This is a genomic window from Staphylococcus sp. AntiMn-1 (genome assembly GCF_001663395.1).
Taxonomy (GTDB): domain Bacteria; phylum Bacillota; class Bacilli; order Staphylococcales; family Staphylococcaceae; genus Staphylococcus; species Staphylococcus equorum.
In genome coordinates, this window is record NZ_CP012968.1 from 127600 (window position 1) to 143043 (window position 15444).

At 31.0% G+C, this 15444-nt stretch carries 15 protein-coding genes and 2 pseudogenes; 14 read left to right on the forward strand and 3 right to left on the reverse strand.

Translation table 11 applies throughout. From position 1 onward, the window contains the following. Positions 1-112 precede the first annotated feature (112 nt). The 6 genes and pseudogenes from queG to fumC all read left to right on the forward strand — a co-directional run bounded on the left by queG (position 113) and on the right by fumC (position 4944). Positions 113-1242, forward strand: a pseudogene (queG, locus tag AOB58_RS00730) (tRNA epoxyqueuosine(34) reductase QueG). 1 nt (position 1243) lies between these two features. Next, positions 1244-1714: a tRNA (uridine(34)/cytosine(34)/5-carboxymethylaminomethyluridine(34)-2'-O)-methyltransferase TrmL gene (gene trmL, locus AOB58_RS00735; RefSeq protein WP_002507233.1), complete on the forward strand. Its 471-nt coding sequence runs from the start codon at positions 1244-1246 to the stop codon at positions 1712-1714. Positions 1715-1898: 184 nt separating this feature from the next. Then, positions 1899-2498, forward strand: coding sequence for a 6-phosphogluconolactonase (locus AOB58_RS00740; protein WP_021339989.1), 600 nt, complete (start codon positions 1899-1901; stop codon positions 2496-2498). Between the two features lie 23 nt (positions 2499-2521). Next, complete coding sequence (locus AOB58_RS00745; RefSeq protein ID WP_002507235.1) at positions 2522-2707, forward strand: SAS053 family DNA gyrase inhibitor; 186 nt, start codon at positions 2522-2524, stop codon at positions 2705-2707. A gap of 207 nt (positions 2708-2914) precedes the next feature. Then, the gene (locus AOB58_RS00750; protein WP_002507236.1) at positions 2915-3331 is read left to right on the forward strand and encodes a hypothetical protein; all 417 of its coding nucleotides are present in this window, start codon (positions 2915-2917) and stop codon (positions 3329-3331) included. Positions 3332-3558: 227 nt separating this feature from the next. Beyond that, positions 3559-4944, forward strand: a complete 1386-nt coding sequence (gene fumC, locus AOB58_RS00755) for a class II fumarate hydratase (protein ID WP_021339988.1) — start codon at positions 3559-3561, stop codon at positions 4942-4944. Between the two features lie 71 nt (positions 4945-5015). On the opposite strand, the gene AOB58_RS00760 is transcribed toward fumC, so the two are convergent. After that, complete coding sequence (locus AOB58_RS00760) at positions 5016-5843, reverse strand: RluA family pseudouridine synthase (protein WP_002507238.1); 828 nt, start codon at positions 5841-5843, stop codon at positions 5016-5018. Between the two features lie 196 nt (positions 5844-6039). Here AOB58_RS00760 and AOB58_RS00765 point away from each other — a divergent pair. From AOB58_RS00765 to AOB58_RS00775, 3 genes and pseudogenes are all read left to right on the forward strand, one after another. Then, a pseudogene (locus AOB58_RS00765) lies at positions 6040-7148 on the forward strand (GAF domain-containing sensor histidine kinase). 21 nt (positions 7149-7169) lie between these two features. Then, a complete protein-coding gene (locus AOB58_RS00770) occupies positions 7170-7793 on the forward strand; it encodes a response regulator (protein WP_002507240.1) in 624 nt (207 codons plus the stop codon). 120 nt (positions 7794-7913) lie between these two features. Next, on the forward strand, positions 7914-9197 hold the full coding sequence (locus AOB58_RS00775) for a dicarboxylate/amino acid:cation symporter (protein ID WP_021339986.1): 1284 nt from the start codon (positions 7914-7916) through the stop codon (positions 9195-9197). Between the two features lie 146 nt (positions 9198-9343). Here AOB58_RS00775 and AOB58_RS00780 read toward each other — a convergent pair whose 3' ends face one another. Then, on the reverse strand, positions 9344-9658 hold the full coding sequence (locus AOB58_RS00780; protein WP_021339985.1) for a hypothetical protein: 315 nt from the start codon (positions 9656-9658) through the stop codon (positions 9344-9346). Positions 9659-9891: 233 nt separating this feature from the next. Between AOB58_RS00780 and AOB58_RS00785 the strand changes: the two genes are divergently transcribed. After that, positions 9892-10251, forward strand: coding sequence for a hypothetical protein (locus tag AOB58_RS00785; protein ID WP_002507243.1), 360 nt, complete (start codon positions 9892-9894; stop codon positions 10249-10251). Positions 10252-10428: 177 nt separating this feature from the next. On the opposite strand, the gene purU is transcribed toward AOB58_RS00785, so the two are convergent. Further along, complete coding sequence (gene purU, locus AOB58_RS00790; protein ID WP_021339008.1) at positions 10429-11280, reverse strand: formyltetrahydrofolate deformylase; 852 nt, start codon at positions 11278-11280, stop codon at positions 10429-10431. 430 nt (positions 11281-11710) lie between these two features. Here purU and xdrA point away from each other — a divergent pair, with 430 nt between their 5' ends. The 4 genes from xdrA (at position 11711) to AOB58_RS00810 (ending at position 15444) form a co-directional block, all read left to right on the forward strand. Further along, positions 11711-12175 (forward strand): XRE family transcriptional regulator XdrA, encoded by a 465-nt coding sequence (gene xdrA, locus AOB58_RS00795; RefSeq protein ID WP_002507245.1) that lies wholly within the window; start codon positions 11711-11713, stop codon positions 12173-12175. 320 nt (positions 12176-12495) lie between these two features. Next, positions 12496-13626, forward strand: coding sequence for a DUF445 domain-containing protein (locus AOB58_RS00800; protein ID WP_064782816.1), 1131 nt, complete (start codon positions 12496-12498; stop codon positions 13624-13626). 68 nt (positions 13627-13694) lie between these two features. Further along, positions 13695-14039, forward strand: coding sequence for a YlbF/YmcA family competence regulator (locus AOB58_RS00805; protein WP_002507247.1), 345 nt, complete (start codon positions 13695-13697; stop codon positions 14037-14039). A 220-nt stretch (positions 14040-14259) separates the two neighbouring features. Beyond that, on the forward strand, positions 14260-15444 hold the full coding sequence (locus AOB58_RS00810; RefSeq protein WP_021339010.1) for a metallophosphoesterase family protein: 1185 nt from the start codon (positions 14260-14262) through the stop codon (positions 15442-15444).

Genomic DNA, 15444 nt, shown 5'->3' on the forward strand with positions numbered 1-15444 from the left:
TCTTTTAATTTTTTATATTTAAATTATAATAAAAGTATTATAGCTAATACTCTAAAGCCATACGAATGTGTTAAACTGTAGAATGTATGTTTTTAAGGTGGGGTGTATGAAAATGGATTTAAACCAATTAAAACAAGATGTTATAGACTATGCCCATTCAATTGGTATTGATAGTATTGGTTTTACGACAGCTGATCCTTTCGATGAAATGAAGCAAAAGTTAGTGGATTATCATGCAAAAGGTTATGCATCTGGTTTTGAAGAATCTGATATAGAGTTAAGAACAGAACCGAAATTAAACTTGCCAACAGCGAGATCTATTATAGCAATCGGCGTTGGTTATCCAAATAAATTAAAAGGTGCGCCTAAAAGTGTCCGTGGAGACAGAAGAGGTATGTTTGCCAGAGCTTCTTGGGGCAAGATTATCATACTATTATGAGAAAACGGTTAGATAAATTAGGTGAGTATTTACAATCTAGAGTAGAAGACGTTGAAATTAAATCAATGGTAGATACGGGAGCATTATCTGATCGTGCTGTAGCAGAACGTGCAGGGCTTGGGTTTGTAGGAAGAAATGGCTTTGTCATCAATCCTGACCTTGGCACATGGACGTATTTAGGCGAGATGCTAGTTAGTATACCTTTTGCTCCTGATGACCCGTTAATCGATAGCTGTGGCGATTGTACGATTTGTGTCGATCGTTGTCCAACAGGAGCACTCGTTGGAGATGGACAGTTAAATAGTCAGAAATGTATTAGTTTTTTAACTCAGACGAAAGGCTATCTCGAAGATGAATATCGTTATAAAATTGGTAATAGACTTTATGGATGTGATACATGTCAACAAGTGTGCCCGAAAAATAAAGGGATTAACACACAACATGACGATATAGTATTAGAACCTGAAATTTTAAAACCAAGACTCGTGCCTTTATTAAAAATGAGTAATAAAGAATTTAAAAATACTTATGGTCATTTAGCAGGAGCATGGAGAGGTAAGAAACCGATTCAACGTAATGCAATTATTGCTTTAGCACATTTTAAAGAAGAAACAGCAATACCAGAATTACAAGATGTTGCGTTAGATGATCCAAGACCTATGATCAGAGCTACAGCATATTGGGCGATAGGACAAATTCAAGGCGAGGCTGCTAGACCATTTGTTGAACAACATTATGAAAATGAACTAGAAGAGGTTCAAATTGAAATGTTAAAAGGACTTGAAACGAGGAGCGAAAAATAGAATGACAAATCACATAGTATTATATCAACCACAGATACCAGGTAATACAGGCAGTATAGCAAGAACATGTGCAGGCACATATACACATTTACACTTGATTAAGCCACTTGGTTTCAGTACAGATGACAAGATGTTAAAGCGTGCTGGATTAGATTATTGGGAAACTGTTAATATTACTTATCATGAAAGTATCGAAGACTTTTTTGAAGCAACAGAGGGCACTTATTATTTATTAACTAAATTTGGAAAGAAAACATATTCAGATTTTGATTTTACTGATACTGCTCATGATCATTTCTTTATTTTCGGACGTGAAACGACAGGATTACCTGACTGGGTGAAAGAAACGTATCAAGAAACGGCATTACGTATTCCTATGAATGATAATATTAGATCATTAAACTTATCTAATACAGCATCATTACTTATTTACGAAGCATTACGACAACAAAGTTTTCCAGAATTACATTAATAAATGCGCTAAATGAATGAAAATAATGTGGTAGATTTGTATAATAGAGATAAGTCTTATAACTTAGCATTTAGTTAATTAAATTGATACATTAGTGATGTTGTGGTTTATCTCCATTACATCAAGGGTATTAATAAAAATAATGCTAGAACGCGTCTTAATAAAAAAGAGGAGTGTAATTACTATGGCAATGAACTTTAAAGTTTTAGAAAACGAAAAAATTGTAGCTGAATATGCTGCAGATATATTAAGAAAACAATTTAACAACAATCCGACGACTATTGCAGGTCTACACCTTTCTAATGATAATTCACCAGTATTAGATGAATTAAAGAAAAATGTAGATAATCATCCTGTAGACTTTAGTCAAATCAACATTTTAGATTATGACGATAATAAATCTTATTTTGAAGCTTTAGGTGTACCTGAAGGTCAAATTTATAATGTTTCATTTAATGAAGACACTGAATCATTTATCAGTGATAAAATTAAAACAAAAGAAAATAAAGGTAAATTGATTACACAAGTACTATCAATTGATACTAATGGTAAATTGAACGTAAGTGTAAAACAAGGTCTATTTTCAGCACGTGAAGTTATATTAATTATCACTGGCGCTGACAAAAAAGAAATTGTTCACAAATTATATGAAGAAAATGGTAAAACAAACTTTGAACCTTCAGATTTAAAAGCACATCGCATGGTAAATGTGGTTTTAGATGAAGCGGCAGCAGAAGGATTACCTGAAGATGTAAGACATTATTTCACAGCACGTTTTGCTTAATATAAAAATGTGAGGTGATAGGTATGGCAAACGAAAAAGATAATAAACATTTACAAAATGATGCATTTGAACCTGAAAATGAAATGGTCAGTGACTACGAAGATGTAGTAGAACTTGGTAAGGAAATGGAACAAATTTCCGAGGAAAATGATGAAGCTAAGTTAGATAAATCACATGATCCAGAAGTTCGTTCAGATTTAAAAGATTAGTTTTAATTTAGCTCTTTGTTGAATTTGTTATTCACAAAGGGCTATTTCTATGTCTTTTTATAGCAATCGAGACTTTAAGAAGATGAAAATTTAACTTTTTGATTTTCAAATAACACGATAAATTATTTTCAATTTAAAAAGAAATGCCAAGTTAAAAGTGAATGTGTTATTATTATATCATTATTGGATTTAAGGAGACTTATACATATGTTAAGTAAGTATTGGAAATACATTATGATTAGTGCTGTCATTGTTAATTTAATTTCTATTAAAGGCTTTCCTATGGCAATTGGTGCACTCTACTTACCCGTGTTATTTAAAGTTATAAAATTGCAGATAAATTTATCGCGTGGACTTGTTGATCAAGTTAATGCTTCTACGTTTGTTAAAGGTAATCAAACAGGAATTATTATAAGTGTGATATGTTGTATTGTAATAACTGTATTGTTATTTAAACCATTAGGAGATTTTTATAATGGTTTAACTGGGTTCTTAGGTACATTAGTTACGATTAGTCCTGTTACTATGGTAATCGGTGCGATTCTACTCATATTAACAGCAGTAGGCGTAATACAAGCAGCAAAAGTACAATTCAACAAAATAAACATTACTAAAGAAAGTTAAATTTCATAGTGTTAGATGATTTATAAAAAATACCGTAAAATCTTATTGATTTTGACGGTATTTTTTTATGGAAAAGTGAAGTGTTCTAGTTAATAAAGTAAAATAATAACTCATAAATACAGTTTAAAATAAAATAATATGTAAACGCTCTATAATACGATTGCCCCTTTAAAATAATTAATGCTATACTAAAGCTGAATAACGAATAATGAAGGGGAGAATTTGAAATGTCAGTTAGAATTGAACATGATACATTCGGTGAAATTGAAGTACCTGCAGATAAATATTGGGGTGCTCAAACAGAAAGAAGTAAACGCAATTTTCCAGTAGGTAAAGAACAAATGCCAATTGAAGTTGTTTACGGATTTGCTCAGTTAAAAAGAGGGGCAGCTTTAGCTAACAATGAATTAGGAAAACTATCAGATGCTAAAAAAGATGCCATTGTTTATGCTTGTGACCGTGTCATTAATAAAGAGCTAGATGAACATTTTCCATTAGTGGTTTGGCAAACAGGTAGTGGCACACAAAGTAATATGAACGTAAACGAAGTTGTGAGCTATGTAGCTAATGAATATTTAAAATCACAAGGCAGTGATGAAACGATTCATCCGAATGATGACGTTAATAAATCACAAAGTTCAAATGATACATTCCCAACAGCAATGCATGTTGCATTATATAATGAAGTAGAAACAAAACTTGAACCAGCTTTAAAAGCGTTGCGTGATACTTTTAAAGAAAAAGAAGAACAATTTAACGATATTATAAAAATTGGACGTACGCATTTACAAGATGCAACGCCTATTCGTTTAGGACAAGAAATTAGTGGATGGCGTTTCATGCTTGATAAATGTGAAACTTTATTAGGCGAATCAAAAGCACACATTTTAAATTTAGCGATTGGCGGTACAGCTGTAGGTACAGGTATTAATGCACATCCAGAATTTGGCGATAAAGTAGCTAAATTCATTTCAAAAAATACAGGTTATGCATTTGTATCATCTGAAAATAAATTCCATGCTTTAACAGCACACGACGAAGTGGTTCAATTACATGGTACTTTAAAAGCATTAGCAACTGACTTGATGAAAATTGCTAATGATATAAGATGGCTAGCATCAGGCCCGCGTGCAGGGCTTGCTGAATTATCTATTCCTGAAAATGAACCAGGTTCATCTATTATGCCAGGAAAAGTAAATCCGACACAATGTGAAATGTTAACAATGGTAGCAGTACAAGTTATGGGTAACGATACTGCAGTAGGTATTGGAAGTTCTCAAGGTAATTTTGAGCTTAACGTATACAAACCTGTCATTTTGCATAATACATTACAATCAATTTATTTATTAGCAGATGGTATGCAAACATTTAATGAAAATTGTGCAGTTGGTATTGAGCCAATTCATGAAAATATAGATAATTATTTAAACCAATCATTAATGCTAGTGACTGCTCTAAATCCACATATTGGATATGAAAATGCTGCAAGTATTGCTAAAAAAGCACACCGTGAAGGTCTTACATTAAAAGAATCTGCGATACAATCAGGTCATGTGACCGAAGAACAATTTGAACAGTGGATCAAACCTGAAGACATGGTTGAACCAAAATAAAAAATACTTTAAAAAGCCAACGCTTCTTTAAATAGAAGGCGTTGGCTTTTTTTGTAATATATTAATATGATTTAAATTTCATCGTCCATACTTACTGAAATTGTTTCTTGCGTAAGTGGGTGGATAAATTCAATTTTATAACTATTTAATTGAAGTTGTCTTAGTGTTGAATTACCGTATAATGGATCACCAATTACTGGATGGCCAATTTCAGCTAAGTGAACACGAATTTGATGGGTCCTACCTGTATCTAATTTTAAATCTACTTCGCTTACATCTTCTTTAATCATTTTAGAATTAATAATATGTGTAATTGCAGTTTGTCCAGTAGGTGACACTCTACGTTTATTTGAGTGGAATTTATCTTTGCCAATTGGCATATCAATCGTTTGTGGTTTGATAGGTAATAAACTGTGCACATTTGCTTTATAAATACGATCAATTTCATTTTCTTCCAACATACGGTCTAAAATTTTCTTCATTAATGGATTTTTAGCAACAATCAATAAACCAACTGTTTCTTGGTCTAAGCGGTGTATTGGCTCAACGTAATCACTCTTGACTGTATAGATAACGTGATTCATGAGTGTATTACTCTCTTTTAAATCATTCGGGTGTGTTTTAACACCTTTTGGTTTCATTACAACAGCGATATCGTCATCTTCGTAATAAATCTGAGCGTATCGATAACTTGGTAAATAATTGCTTACTTCTTCTGGTGTAGGAATATAAGCTATGTCACCAGTGTTTACTTTAGACATTAATGTTGCTGGTTCATCGTTAATTGTAATTAACTTAGACATATTTAAATTATGTAAGTCTTTTTTAGGTAAGTGCAATTGTTGAAAAATTTCTCTCAATGTTAATTGATTATATTTAATAGGGATTTCAAATTTCATAGTATCCTCCTTGATTATCATATATAATCATACCATAAACAACGTGTTAAAAATATTAGACATAGTAATTCTATGAAATTTATTTTATTGTTAATTAAATCATTTTGTAGGTTAATCGTAACTATATTTTTCAATTAGTTTATGAGTCTGTATAATATATGTAAAGTAATATTGTATAAAAGAATGGACTGGTTAAATGGAAAAACCGACTAGACTTGCTTTATTAAAAGAAATTGCAGAATTTTTAAATGTAGAAACAGAAACATATAGTATGATGCAAGGTGCATTGAAGTCTTTAATTCAAGGAAGCGAGTTTACAACAGGCTGGATTTTCTTTATTGATGATTCAGGTCAACATGAGCTTGTATCTCATATAGATTTACCAGGCGCATTAGCCAAACAAAATTGTAAATATATGTGTGAAGGCACGTGCTGGTGTGTTCAAGCTTATCAAAATAAGAAATTGACCAAAGCTTCTAATATCATTAATTGTTCGCGTATCAACCTTGCAAACCGTGCATATCATGATGAAACAGATGGTGTCACACATCATGCAACTGTACCGCTAAGGTCAGGGGAAGAACAATTCGGACTATTAAATGTTGCTACACCACATACAACGCATTATAGTGAAGAAGATTTAGAAATGCTTGAGTCTGTAGCATTTCAAATTGGCTCTGCAATCAAACGTATTTGGCTAACGGATCAAGAAAAAGAAGCAGCTCGCATAAGTGAACGAAATCGCTTAGCAAGGGATTTACATGATTCAGTGAATCAAATGCTTTTTTCTGTAAAATTAACAGCCCATGCAGCTGAAGGAATTACTAATGAAGAAGTATCACGCAAGGCTTTTCAAGTGATAGAACAAACAAGTCAACAAGCTGTTAACGAGATGCGAGCTTTGATTTGGCAATTAAAGCCAGTTGGATTAGAACAAGGTTTAGTTAACGCACTGAAAAAATACAGCACGCTTTTACAATTTGAATTAACTGTTAAAGTAGATGGTCTGATCAATCTGCCAAGTATAATTGAAGAAAATATTTATCGTATTATACAAGAAGCAATGAATAATACAAAAAACATGGTGGTACCAAACAAATAGATTTATCATTGATTCAAAAAGATGGTTATTTAACTATTGATATAGTAGATCAGGGCAAAGGATTTAATATTAATAAATCCAATCCACCAGACTCTCATGGTTTAAGTAATATGAGACAACGTACAAAATTGATTAATGGTAAATTAGAAATAGATTCAACTCAAAATAAAGGCACTACAATTCATATAGCAGTTCCATTATAGTTTTTTGAAAGGAAGTTTAACATGCATCGAATTATACTCGTGGATGATCATCATATCGTAAGACAAGGATTAGAATTCCTATTATCTACTGTTGATGATATAGATGTTATAGGAGGGTTTTCAGACGGTAAATCTTTCTTTGAATATTTAGAAACAAATGAATTACCTGATATTGTATTATTAGATTTAGTTATGCCAGAAATGAATGGTATTGAAATTACAGAAATGATGAAAAAGTCGTATCCAGAAGTGAAAATTTTAGTCCTTACAAGTTATGTGGACGATGAACATGTCATTTCCGCAATTGATAAGGGTGCAGATGGATACGAGATGAAAGATGTAGAGCCAGACCAATTAATAAAAACGATTAAGAAAGTACTTTCAGGCGAGAAAACGATACACCCTCAAGCGCAAAGTGTCATCGAAGCGGTGAGTAAAAAGCCACATTTTACTAATAAATTATCAAAGCGTGAATCTGAAGTGCTAGCAGAGATGACTAAAGGTAAAACAAATAAAGAAATTGCAGAATCATTATTTGTTTCTGAGAAAACTATAAAAACACATGTGAGCCATATTTTTAACAAACTTCAAGTAACTGATCGCACACAAGCAGCGATATATGCGATGCAAAACAATCTCATTTAATATAGCGAATCAACAGTGTTGGAAGCGGATTCATTTTTTTGTAATTATTTTCAAATTTTACTTTTATTTATATAAAATTACTATATAATACAGAGTAATAAACAATAGGGGGATAATGCAATGAAAACAAAAAACCTTTCAATGAAGATTGTCATAGCATTAATATTAGGTATTGCCATTGGTTCAATTTTTAATATGTTTGCACAGTCTGCATTCGTAATTAATGTTGATAAATACGTGTTTAATGTTATTGGACAAATTTTCTTGAATTTAATATTTATGTTAGTAGTGCCAGTAGTATTTGTATCAATCGTTTTAGGAGTGGTAGGGGTTGGGGACCCGAAACTACTTGGTGGTATAGGTTTAAAAACAATTACATTCTTTTTAGCAACTACAGCTTTAGCAATTACCATTGCTATGGCTTTGGCATTGATATTTAATCCAGGAGAAGGTAAATCTGATTTATTAAATAGTGAAGATGTTTCTAGTTATCAAAAAACTTTAGATAAAGAAGAGGGCTCACAAAGTGCTGCAGCCAGTCAATCGTTCGATCAAACTTTAATTAATTTATTTCCAAAGAATCCATTACAATCAATGACTGATGAAAATATGCTTCAAATTATCACATTTGCTATTTTTATTGGGGTCGGTCTTATTATGGTTGGTTCCAAAGCACAAATGGTACATAAATTTTTTGAACAAACCAACGAAGTACTCATGTACATTGTGACAATGATTATGAGTGTCTTTGCACCAATTGGTACGTTTGGTTTAGTTGCACATGCATTTACAGGAGCAGGTTTTGGTGCTATTAAACAATTAGGTATGTACTTCTTTATCGTATTGTTAGCACTCGCAATTCATTTCTTTGTAGTTTATGGATCGGCAGTTAAATTCATAGGAAAAACAAGTCCATTGAAATTTTTCAAAGCATTTATTCCAGCGATTTCGCTTGGATTTAGTGCTTCTAGTTCGACAGCAACGTTACCAGTATCACTAAGATGTACGAAGAAAATGGGAGTGAGGCCTGAAATTGCATCCTTTGTTCAACCTTTAGGTGCGACAATTAATATGGATGGTACAGCAATTATGCAAGGGGTAGCAACTATCTTTATTGCTCAAATTTCAGGCGTGGATCTCTCAATTGGTCAACTTATTACTGTAGTAGTGATTGCAGTTGTAGCATCAATTGGAACTGCAGGTGTGCCAGGTGTTGGTTTAATTATGTTAGCAATGGTGTTAAATGCAGTGGGACTAGATCCAGCAGCAATCGGTATTATTTTAGGTATAGATAGATTGTTAGATATGACAAGAACATCTGTAAATATTACAGGTGATGCAGCTTGTGCTATGATTATTTCAAATCAAGCAGACAGAAAAGATGCTAAAAAAGCTCAAGCATAATTAGTTAATGGTATTTTAATAAAGAAGCCTCCCATTCAAACAATTGAATGAGAGGCTTCTTTAAATGCCAATTTAAAAATATGTATAGTTATTAATTTAGATGAGAACAAAATACTTTGATTTCTAAGTAAGAATGACTTCAGACTTTAATTTTTATTAACGGAGTTGTAAATTTCTATAAATTGTTTGGCATCTTTACGATTCACTTGATCGAAAATCCACGATTCGCCATCGTTATCTATTATAACAATGCGGAATGGAGAAAATGAAAAACCAAATTTAATATTTTTAATATCTTTAAAGTGAAAATTATCTTTAATTTCTGTTCCTTTCAGTACACCACTTGCTTTAAAGCAAATTTTATCATTTAGAAGTGTTAAAGTACCTGGAATTGCTTGAGCTGTAAAAACTTTCATAGCAGCGTATAGCGAAAACTCTGGATGGTGAGCTTTTAATGTCATAATAAACCCTCCGTCTTTAGTGAAATTTTTTCTAGTATATCATTTTTAAATGTATGCAACAAATAAGGAATTAACTTAATATAAATTGAAATTACAAATTCAAATCGAAACAGAAAGTTTTTCAGAATATATTTATATAAAAACTTTAAAAATTCTGAATATTTTGTTAGTGTTATAACCATGTTGCAAGGTAATCAAAATAAATTACAACATATTAAGGAGGAATTTTCTATATGGATACATTAAATTTTGTGAAAAGTAAGGGGTTAGTAAGTTTAATGGTTGCTGCTTTGATTATTTCGTTAGTAGGTGTCTTCAATAGTGCAAGTGCTGCAAGTATAGATAATCCTGTAGAAGTGAGCAAGAAGGATGATAGTACAGTACATCTTAAATTAAAAGAGGGTATCAAGGGTACTCAAGCTGAAGATGGGGCGGTTACGCTTACTGATGAAGATGGAGAATCTAAAGAATTACCTACGGAAGTAGAAAAAGACGGAGAAACAGTTAAGATAAAATATACAGAAACTGACGATGGATATGATATGGAAGTTTTAAGTAAAGAGACTACTAGTACGCAAGCAGCTTCAATTTAACAAGTTTTTGTTTTAAAATGGATTAACTCTCTAAATATAAATTTTAAGAGATTAGAACATAAGTAATCATGATGAAGTAAATCATTTAAACTAAAAAAGAGCCTTTATAGGCTCTTTTTTAGTTTATTAATTTTATTGATACTCTCTAGTTTTATATTGCTATTACTGTTTGTACTATTAATTAAATACGATTGTTTTATTTCCTTTTGTAACAATTACTTTGTGTTGTACATGGTATTCCACAGCTTGTGCTAATACACTTGATTCAACATGACGACCAATTTTTCTTAAGTCCTGGACATTATAACGATGATTAATGCGCGTCACATCTTGATCAATGATAGGGCCTTCATCTAAGTCAGAAGTTACATAGTGACTCGTAGCTCCTACAAGTTTCACCCCACGTTCCCAAGCTTGTTTATAAGGATTTGCTCCAATAAATGAAGGTAAGAAGGAATGATGAATATTGATGATTTGATTTGGGTATTGGCTCACGAAATGATCACTTAGAATTTGCATATATTTTGCTAATACAATGAGTTCAATTTCGTGTTTAGCACAAATATCTAAAATGTCTTTTTCAACTAAATCTTTTGCATTATTACTAGGTACGTAATAAAAAGGAATATTAAACGTTTCTGCAAAATGTCTATTATTTTCGTGATTACTGACAACACATACAATTTCCGCAGGTATTTCTCCACGTTTCACTCTCAGTAAAACTTCATTAAACGCATGGTCTTCTTTTGAAACAAATAATGCGATTTTAGTTTTATGACTATTATCGAATAAATTAAATTCGATATCATTTTCACTTAGTGTTTTTTCTAAAGCTTCTTTTACTAAGGGTACTTTATTAAATTCAAATCTTAAATATAATTTTCCATCCGCATCTTGTGCATGACCATATTCAGTAAAATGATCTAAATGTAAAATATTAGAATCATATTGTGAAATGATATTTGTGATTAATGATGTAATTCCAACTTTGTCTGAACATGTAGCTAGTAATATGTATTTATCTTCCATTTTAAGCACCTCTAATTTTGAAAAGTAACTCAGAGTATAATGAAAATTCAGAAAAAAGTAAACGATTATAGCTCAATTTGATAACTTTTAAAATTTTTTAATCTTTTTCTATGCGTAAATAGGTAAAGTAGGCTATAATGATAAATAGTGTTTTTATCTTAAAAGAGTAATAAGTAATTTAGGAAAATGACACTTTTCACAAAAATAATACGCTTACAATCAAAATGTTTTTGTTTGTAACTTATTTATAAGATATAAGATTGATTATTTTGATAATTGCGCCAATGATAAAAAACGATGAAAATTTCATTTCACTCTTTTATTTTCTTGAAAATTGTATTAAGATGTAATTTGTGTTTCAAGAAGCGTGTATTATTGCAATTTCTTGTGTCCGGATAAAATATTCTTTTATGAAAGGTAGATTAAAGTAATGGATAGACAGCAATTCACAGATTTAATTCAAACAAAATTTAAAATGGTACGTATTGAAGCAGGTTATACGCAAGATACGATGGCCCAAACTATTGGTCTTTCAAAAAAGACATTAGTACAAATAGAAAAAGAGAGAGTATTACCTAACTGGACTACGTGTGTGTCAATTTGTGCATTATTCAGAGATTCAGATGTTTTAAATAGTACTTTTGGTTGTGATCCTTTAGAAATGGTACAAACGATTTCTCGTAATCATTGTGCATACCCTAACCATTCAACAACAAGTGACATATACTGGAATACGATTGATAGCCGCAACGGATTTATCTTACAAAGTAATAAAGTAAGTGATATCTATCGTGTGCTTAATAATGAAACGCAACCAATATTTGGAACGTCTAAATTAAGAGAAGCTGAAACATACTTCGGCAGAATATCAAAAGAAGAATTAATGCACGTATAATATTAATTCATTTTGTGATAGGAGAATCATTATTTATATAATTGGGTGACATGGGACTTTAAATTGTATATGAATGATTTAGTCACTTTACTCTACTTGACCTAAACAAAGATTTAGGTCTTTTTTTATTTGGTTGTTTTGTAACTTTGTTGTAGTTACTGGTGATATTTAAGATAAATTAAGTAACTAAATTTGAAAAGCAAGATATTTTTATTACACATTTTTATAGTAAGTATTATACAATGTAAAAATGATTGTAATTTAAAATAGTCTTTCAATAAAACAGAAATAAAGTATAGAATTCAAAGGAGAAATCATCTATGCAAACTTTTTTAATAATTGTATTTATGATGGTGATTGGGTCATTGATAGGTGGAGTAACAAATATTTTAGCAGTTAGAATGCTATTTCATCCATTTAAAACCTATTATATTTTTAATAAACGTGTACCCTTTACACCTGGATTAATACCAAAACGTAGAAAAGAAGTCGCTGATAAGATTGGTCAAGTTGTTGAAGAACACTTATTAACGGAAAGTTTAATCCAATCAAAATTAAATACACCATCTTCAAGACAAGCAATTGAAGAAGTATTACTCAATCAAATTCAAAAATTAAAACAAGAAAATATGACATTGCAATATTTTGCTGATAAGTTAGATTTAGATATTACGCAGTTAGCAAATGAAAAATTAGACTTAGTGATTTCAAATAAATTAGATGAATTTTATCAAGATAATCAAACTACACCTATCAAGCAGATTATTCCTGAAGAAATAGAAGCTAGCATTGATAGTAAAATAGATTTAGTTCCTGATTTATTATTTGAAAGAGCAAGTGTGTACCTCAATTCAGAAAAAGGTGCGGCTGATATTGCATCTATGTTGGAGACTTTCTTCAACGAGAAAGGTAAAATAGTTGGCTTATTACAAATGTTTATGACTAAAGAGAGTATTGCTGATCGTATTCAGCATGAACTTATTCGTTTAACTAAACATCCTAAAGCTAAGGCAATTGCAAAACAGGTCATTGATAATGAATATGAGACTGTGAAAGCTAAAAATTTAAATGAACTTGTTAGTGAAAGTCAGTACAATTCATTTAAAACTTCTGTAACTGAATTAGCCGTTGGTTATTTAGATGTAGATAAAGTATCAAAACAATCGTTTAATACTTTAATGCCAAGCTTTATTCATTTCTTAGAAAGCAAAGTTTGTCAAAAACTAACAGATGTTATTATAGAGAATATATCTAAACATATATCTCCAATCATGAAAAAGATTAATTTAAGACAAATGATTGAAGAACAAATTAATACATTTGATTTAGCTTATATAGAAAAATTAATTATTGATATCGCAAATAAAGAACTGAAATTAATTATGCTTTTAGGTTTTTTATTAGGGGGCATAATAGGGCTATTACAAGGCGTAATTGCAATTTTTGTATAACATATTAAATTATGTTATTGTAATACCGATGTGGTTTTCACACATATACAAAAAAGGAGTGAAGCATAGTGGCAGTAAATTTACACGATCATGCAAATCAATTAGAACAAGCTTTAAGAGAAAGTGATGAATACCAAGCTATTCAAAAAGCTTATGCAAATGTTAAAGAAAATAAAGAGTCAAAAGAATTATTTGACGAATTCCGCGAAACTCAATTAGAATTCCAACAAAAACAAATGCAAGGTGAAGAAATCGGTGAAGAAGAGCTACAAAAAGCACAAGAACAAGCTCAAAAAATCGAAAATGATTCAAACATTTCAGAATTAATGGCTGCTGAACAAAACATGAGCCAAATCTTCCAAGAAATCAACCAAATCATTGTTAAACCTTTAGACGAAATCTACGCTGACTAATATCAATTAATCAGATTTTTGATTTCCAGCTACAATACATTTTATGTATTGTAGCTTTTTTTGTTTTATCGACTGAATCTTAGACAATGTGGTAAAATATAGAGATACAAGGTATTCGCATGCACACATCTTAAAATTTGAATAAGTAACCAATTCATTTATAGATTGTCTCGCATGTATCATCTTAAATAAACCTTTAGATAAAGGAGAACTGTACTGTATGGTGAAATTTATTCATTGTGCTGACTTACATTTAGATAGCCCATTTAAGTCAAGAAGCTATTTAAGTCAGTCGATTTTTGAAGATATGCAAAAAAGTGCGTACGAAAGCTTTAAAAAAATAGTAGATTTAGCATTGAATGAAGAAATAGATTTTATGATTGTTTCTGGTGATTTATTTGACCAACAGAACCGGACATTACGTGCAGAAGTGTTTTTGAAAGAGCAATTTGAGCGCTTATCTAAAGAACAAATATTCGTATACATTTGTCACGGCAATCATGATCCATTATCTTCAAGTATTGGTACAGAATGGCCAGATAACGTTTCAGTGTTCTCAGAAAATGTAGAAACTTATCAAACAATTACTAAAAATGGTGAAGAAATCTACCTTCACGGGTTTAGTTATCAAAATGATGCAAGTTACGAAAATAAATTAGATGCTTATCCATCAAGCCAAGGACAAAAGGGAATCCATATTGGCATACTTCATGGTACATATAGTAAATCTAGCACTAAAGACCGTTATACAGAATTCAGATTAGAAGATTTAAACAATAAGCTGTATCATTATTGGGCATTAGGTCATATTCATGAGCGTCAACAATTAAGTGATATGCCTCAAATTCACTATCCAGGGAATATACAAGGCCGACACTTTAAAGAATTAGGCGAAAAAGGTTGTTTGTTAGTAGAAGGTGACGATCTAAATCTTGAGGCTAAATTCGTACCTACACAATTTATTCGTTTTGAAAAAGCAACGCTTGAAACAGATAAAACATCTAAACAAGGTCTTTTTGAAGCAATTCAAACTTTTAAAACACAAGTGAGAAAAAAAGGTAAATCGATTTATCAATTAAAGGTTATTGTTAATTCTGATCAAATGATACCTGAACAAGACGCGTTACAAGTTCATGAAATGATTAGTGATTACGAAGAAAATGAACATAACTTTGTATTTATTGAAAATTTAACAATCAATAATAAATATGAAGATCAAAATACATTAGTGAAAGAATTTTCGCCAGAATTAATCGATGACAACACTGTGTATGATAAAGCTATGAACGATTTGTATTTAAATCCAAAAGCTTCTAAATATCTTGAAAATTATAGTGATTTTGATCGACGTGGTTTGATTGAACATGCCGAAGAATTATTAAAGTCAGATATGAGGGAGGAATAA

Coding starts and splice junctions, on each gene's coding strand:
- AOB58_RS00785 (WP_002507243.1), top strand. CDS start 9,892: ATGGATACATTAAATTTTGTGAAAAGTAAGGGGTTAGTAAGTTTAATG.
- AOB58_RS00740 (WP_021339989.1), top strand. CDS start 1,899: ATGGCAATGAACTTTAAAGTTTTAGAAAACGAAAAAATTGTAGCTGAA.
- AOB58_RS00745 (WP_002507235.1), top strand. CDS start 2,522: ATGGCAAACGAAAAAGATAATAAACATTTACAAAATGATGCATTTGAA.
- AOB58_RS00750 (WP_002507236.1), top strand. CDS start 2,915: ATGTTAAGTAAGTATTGGAAATACATTATGATTAGTGCTGTCATTGTT.
- AOB58_RS00800 (WP_064782816.1), top strand. CDS start 12,496: ATGCAAACTTTTTTAATAATTGTATTTATGATGGTGATTGGGTCATTG.
- AOB58_RS00810 (WP_021339010.1), top strand. CDS start 14,260: ATGGTGAAATTTATTCATTGTGCTGACTTACATTTAGATAGCCCATTT.
- fumC (WP_021339988.1), top strand. CDS start 3,559: ATGTCAGTTAGAATTGAACATGATACATTCGGTGAAATTGAAGTACCT.
- AOB58_RS00780 (WP_021339985.1), bottom strand. CDS start 9,658: ATGACATTAAAAGCTCACCATCCAGAGTTTTCGCTATACGCTGCTATG.
- trmL (WP_002507233.1), top strand. CDS start 1,244: ATGACAAATCACATAGTATTATATCAACCACAGATACCAGGTAATACA.
- AOB58_RS00775 (WP_021339986.1), top strand. CDS start 7,914: ATGAAAACAAAAAACCTTTCAATGAAGATTGTCATAGCATTAATATTA.
- AOB58_RS00770 (WP_002507240.1), top strand. CDS start 7,170: ATGCATCGAATTATACTCGTGGATGATCATCATATCGTAAGACAAGGA.
- AOB58_RS00760 (WP_002507238.1), bottom strand. CDS start 5,843: ATGAAATTTGAAATCCCTATTAAATATAATCAATTAACATTGAGAGAA.
- xdrA (WP_002507245.1), top strand. CDS start 11,711: ATGGATAGACAGCAATTCACAGATTTAATTCAAACAAAATTTAAAATG.
- purU (WP_021339008.1), bottom strand. CDS start 11,280: ATGGAAGATAAATACATATTACTAGCTACATGTTCAGACAAAGTTGGA.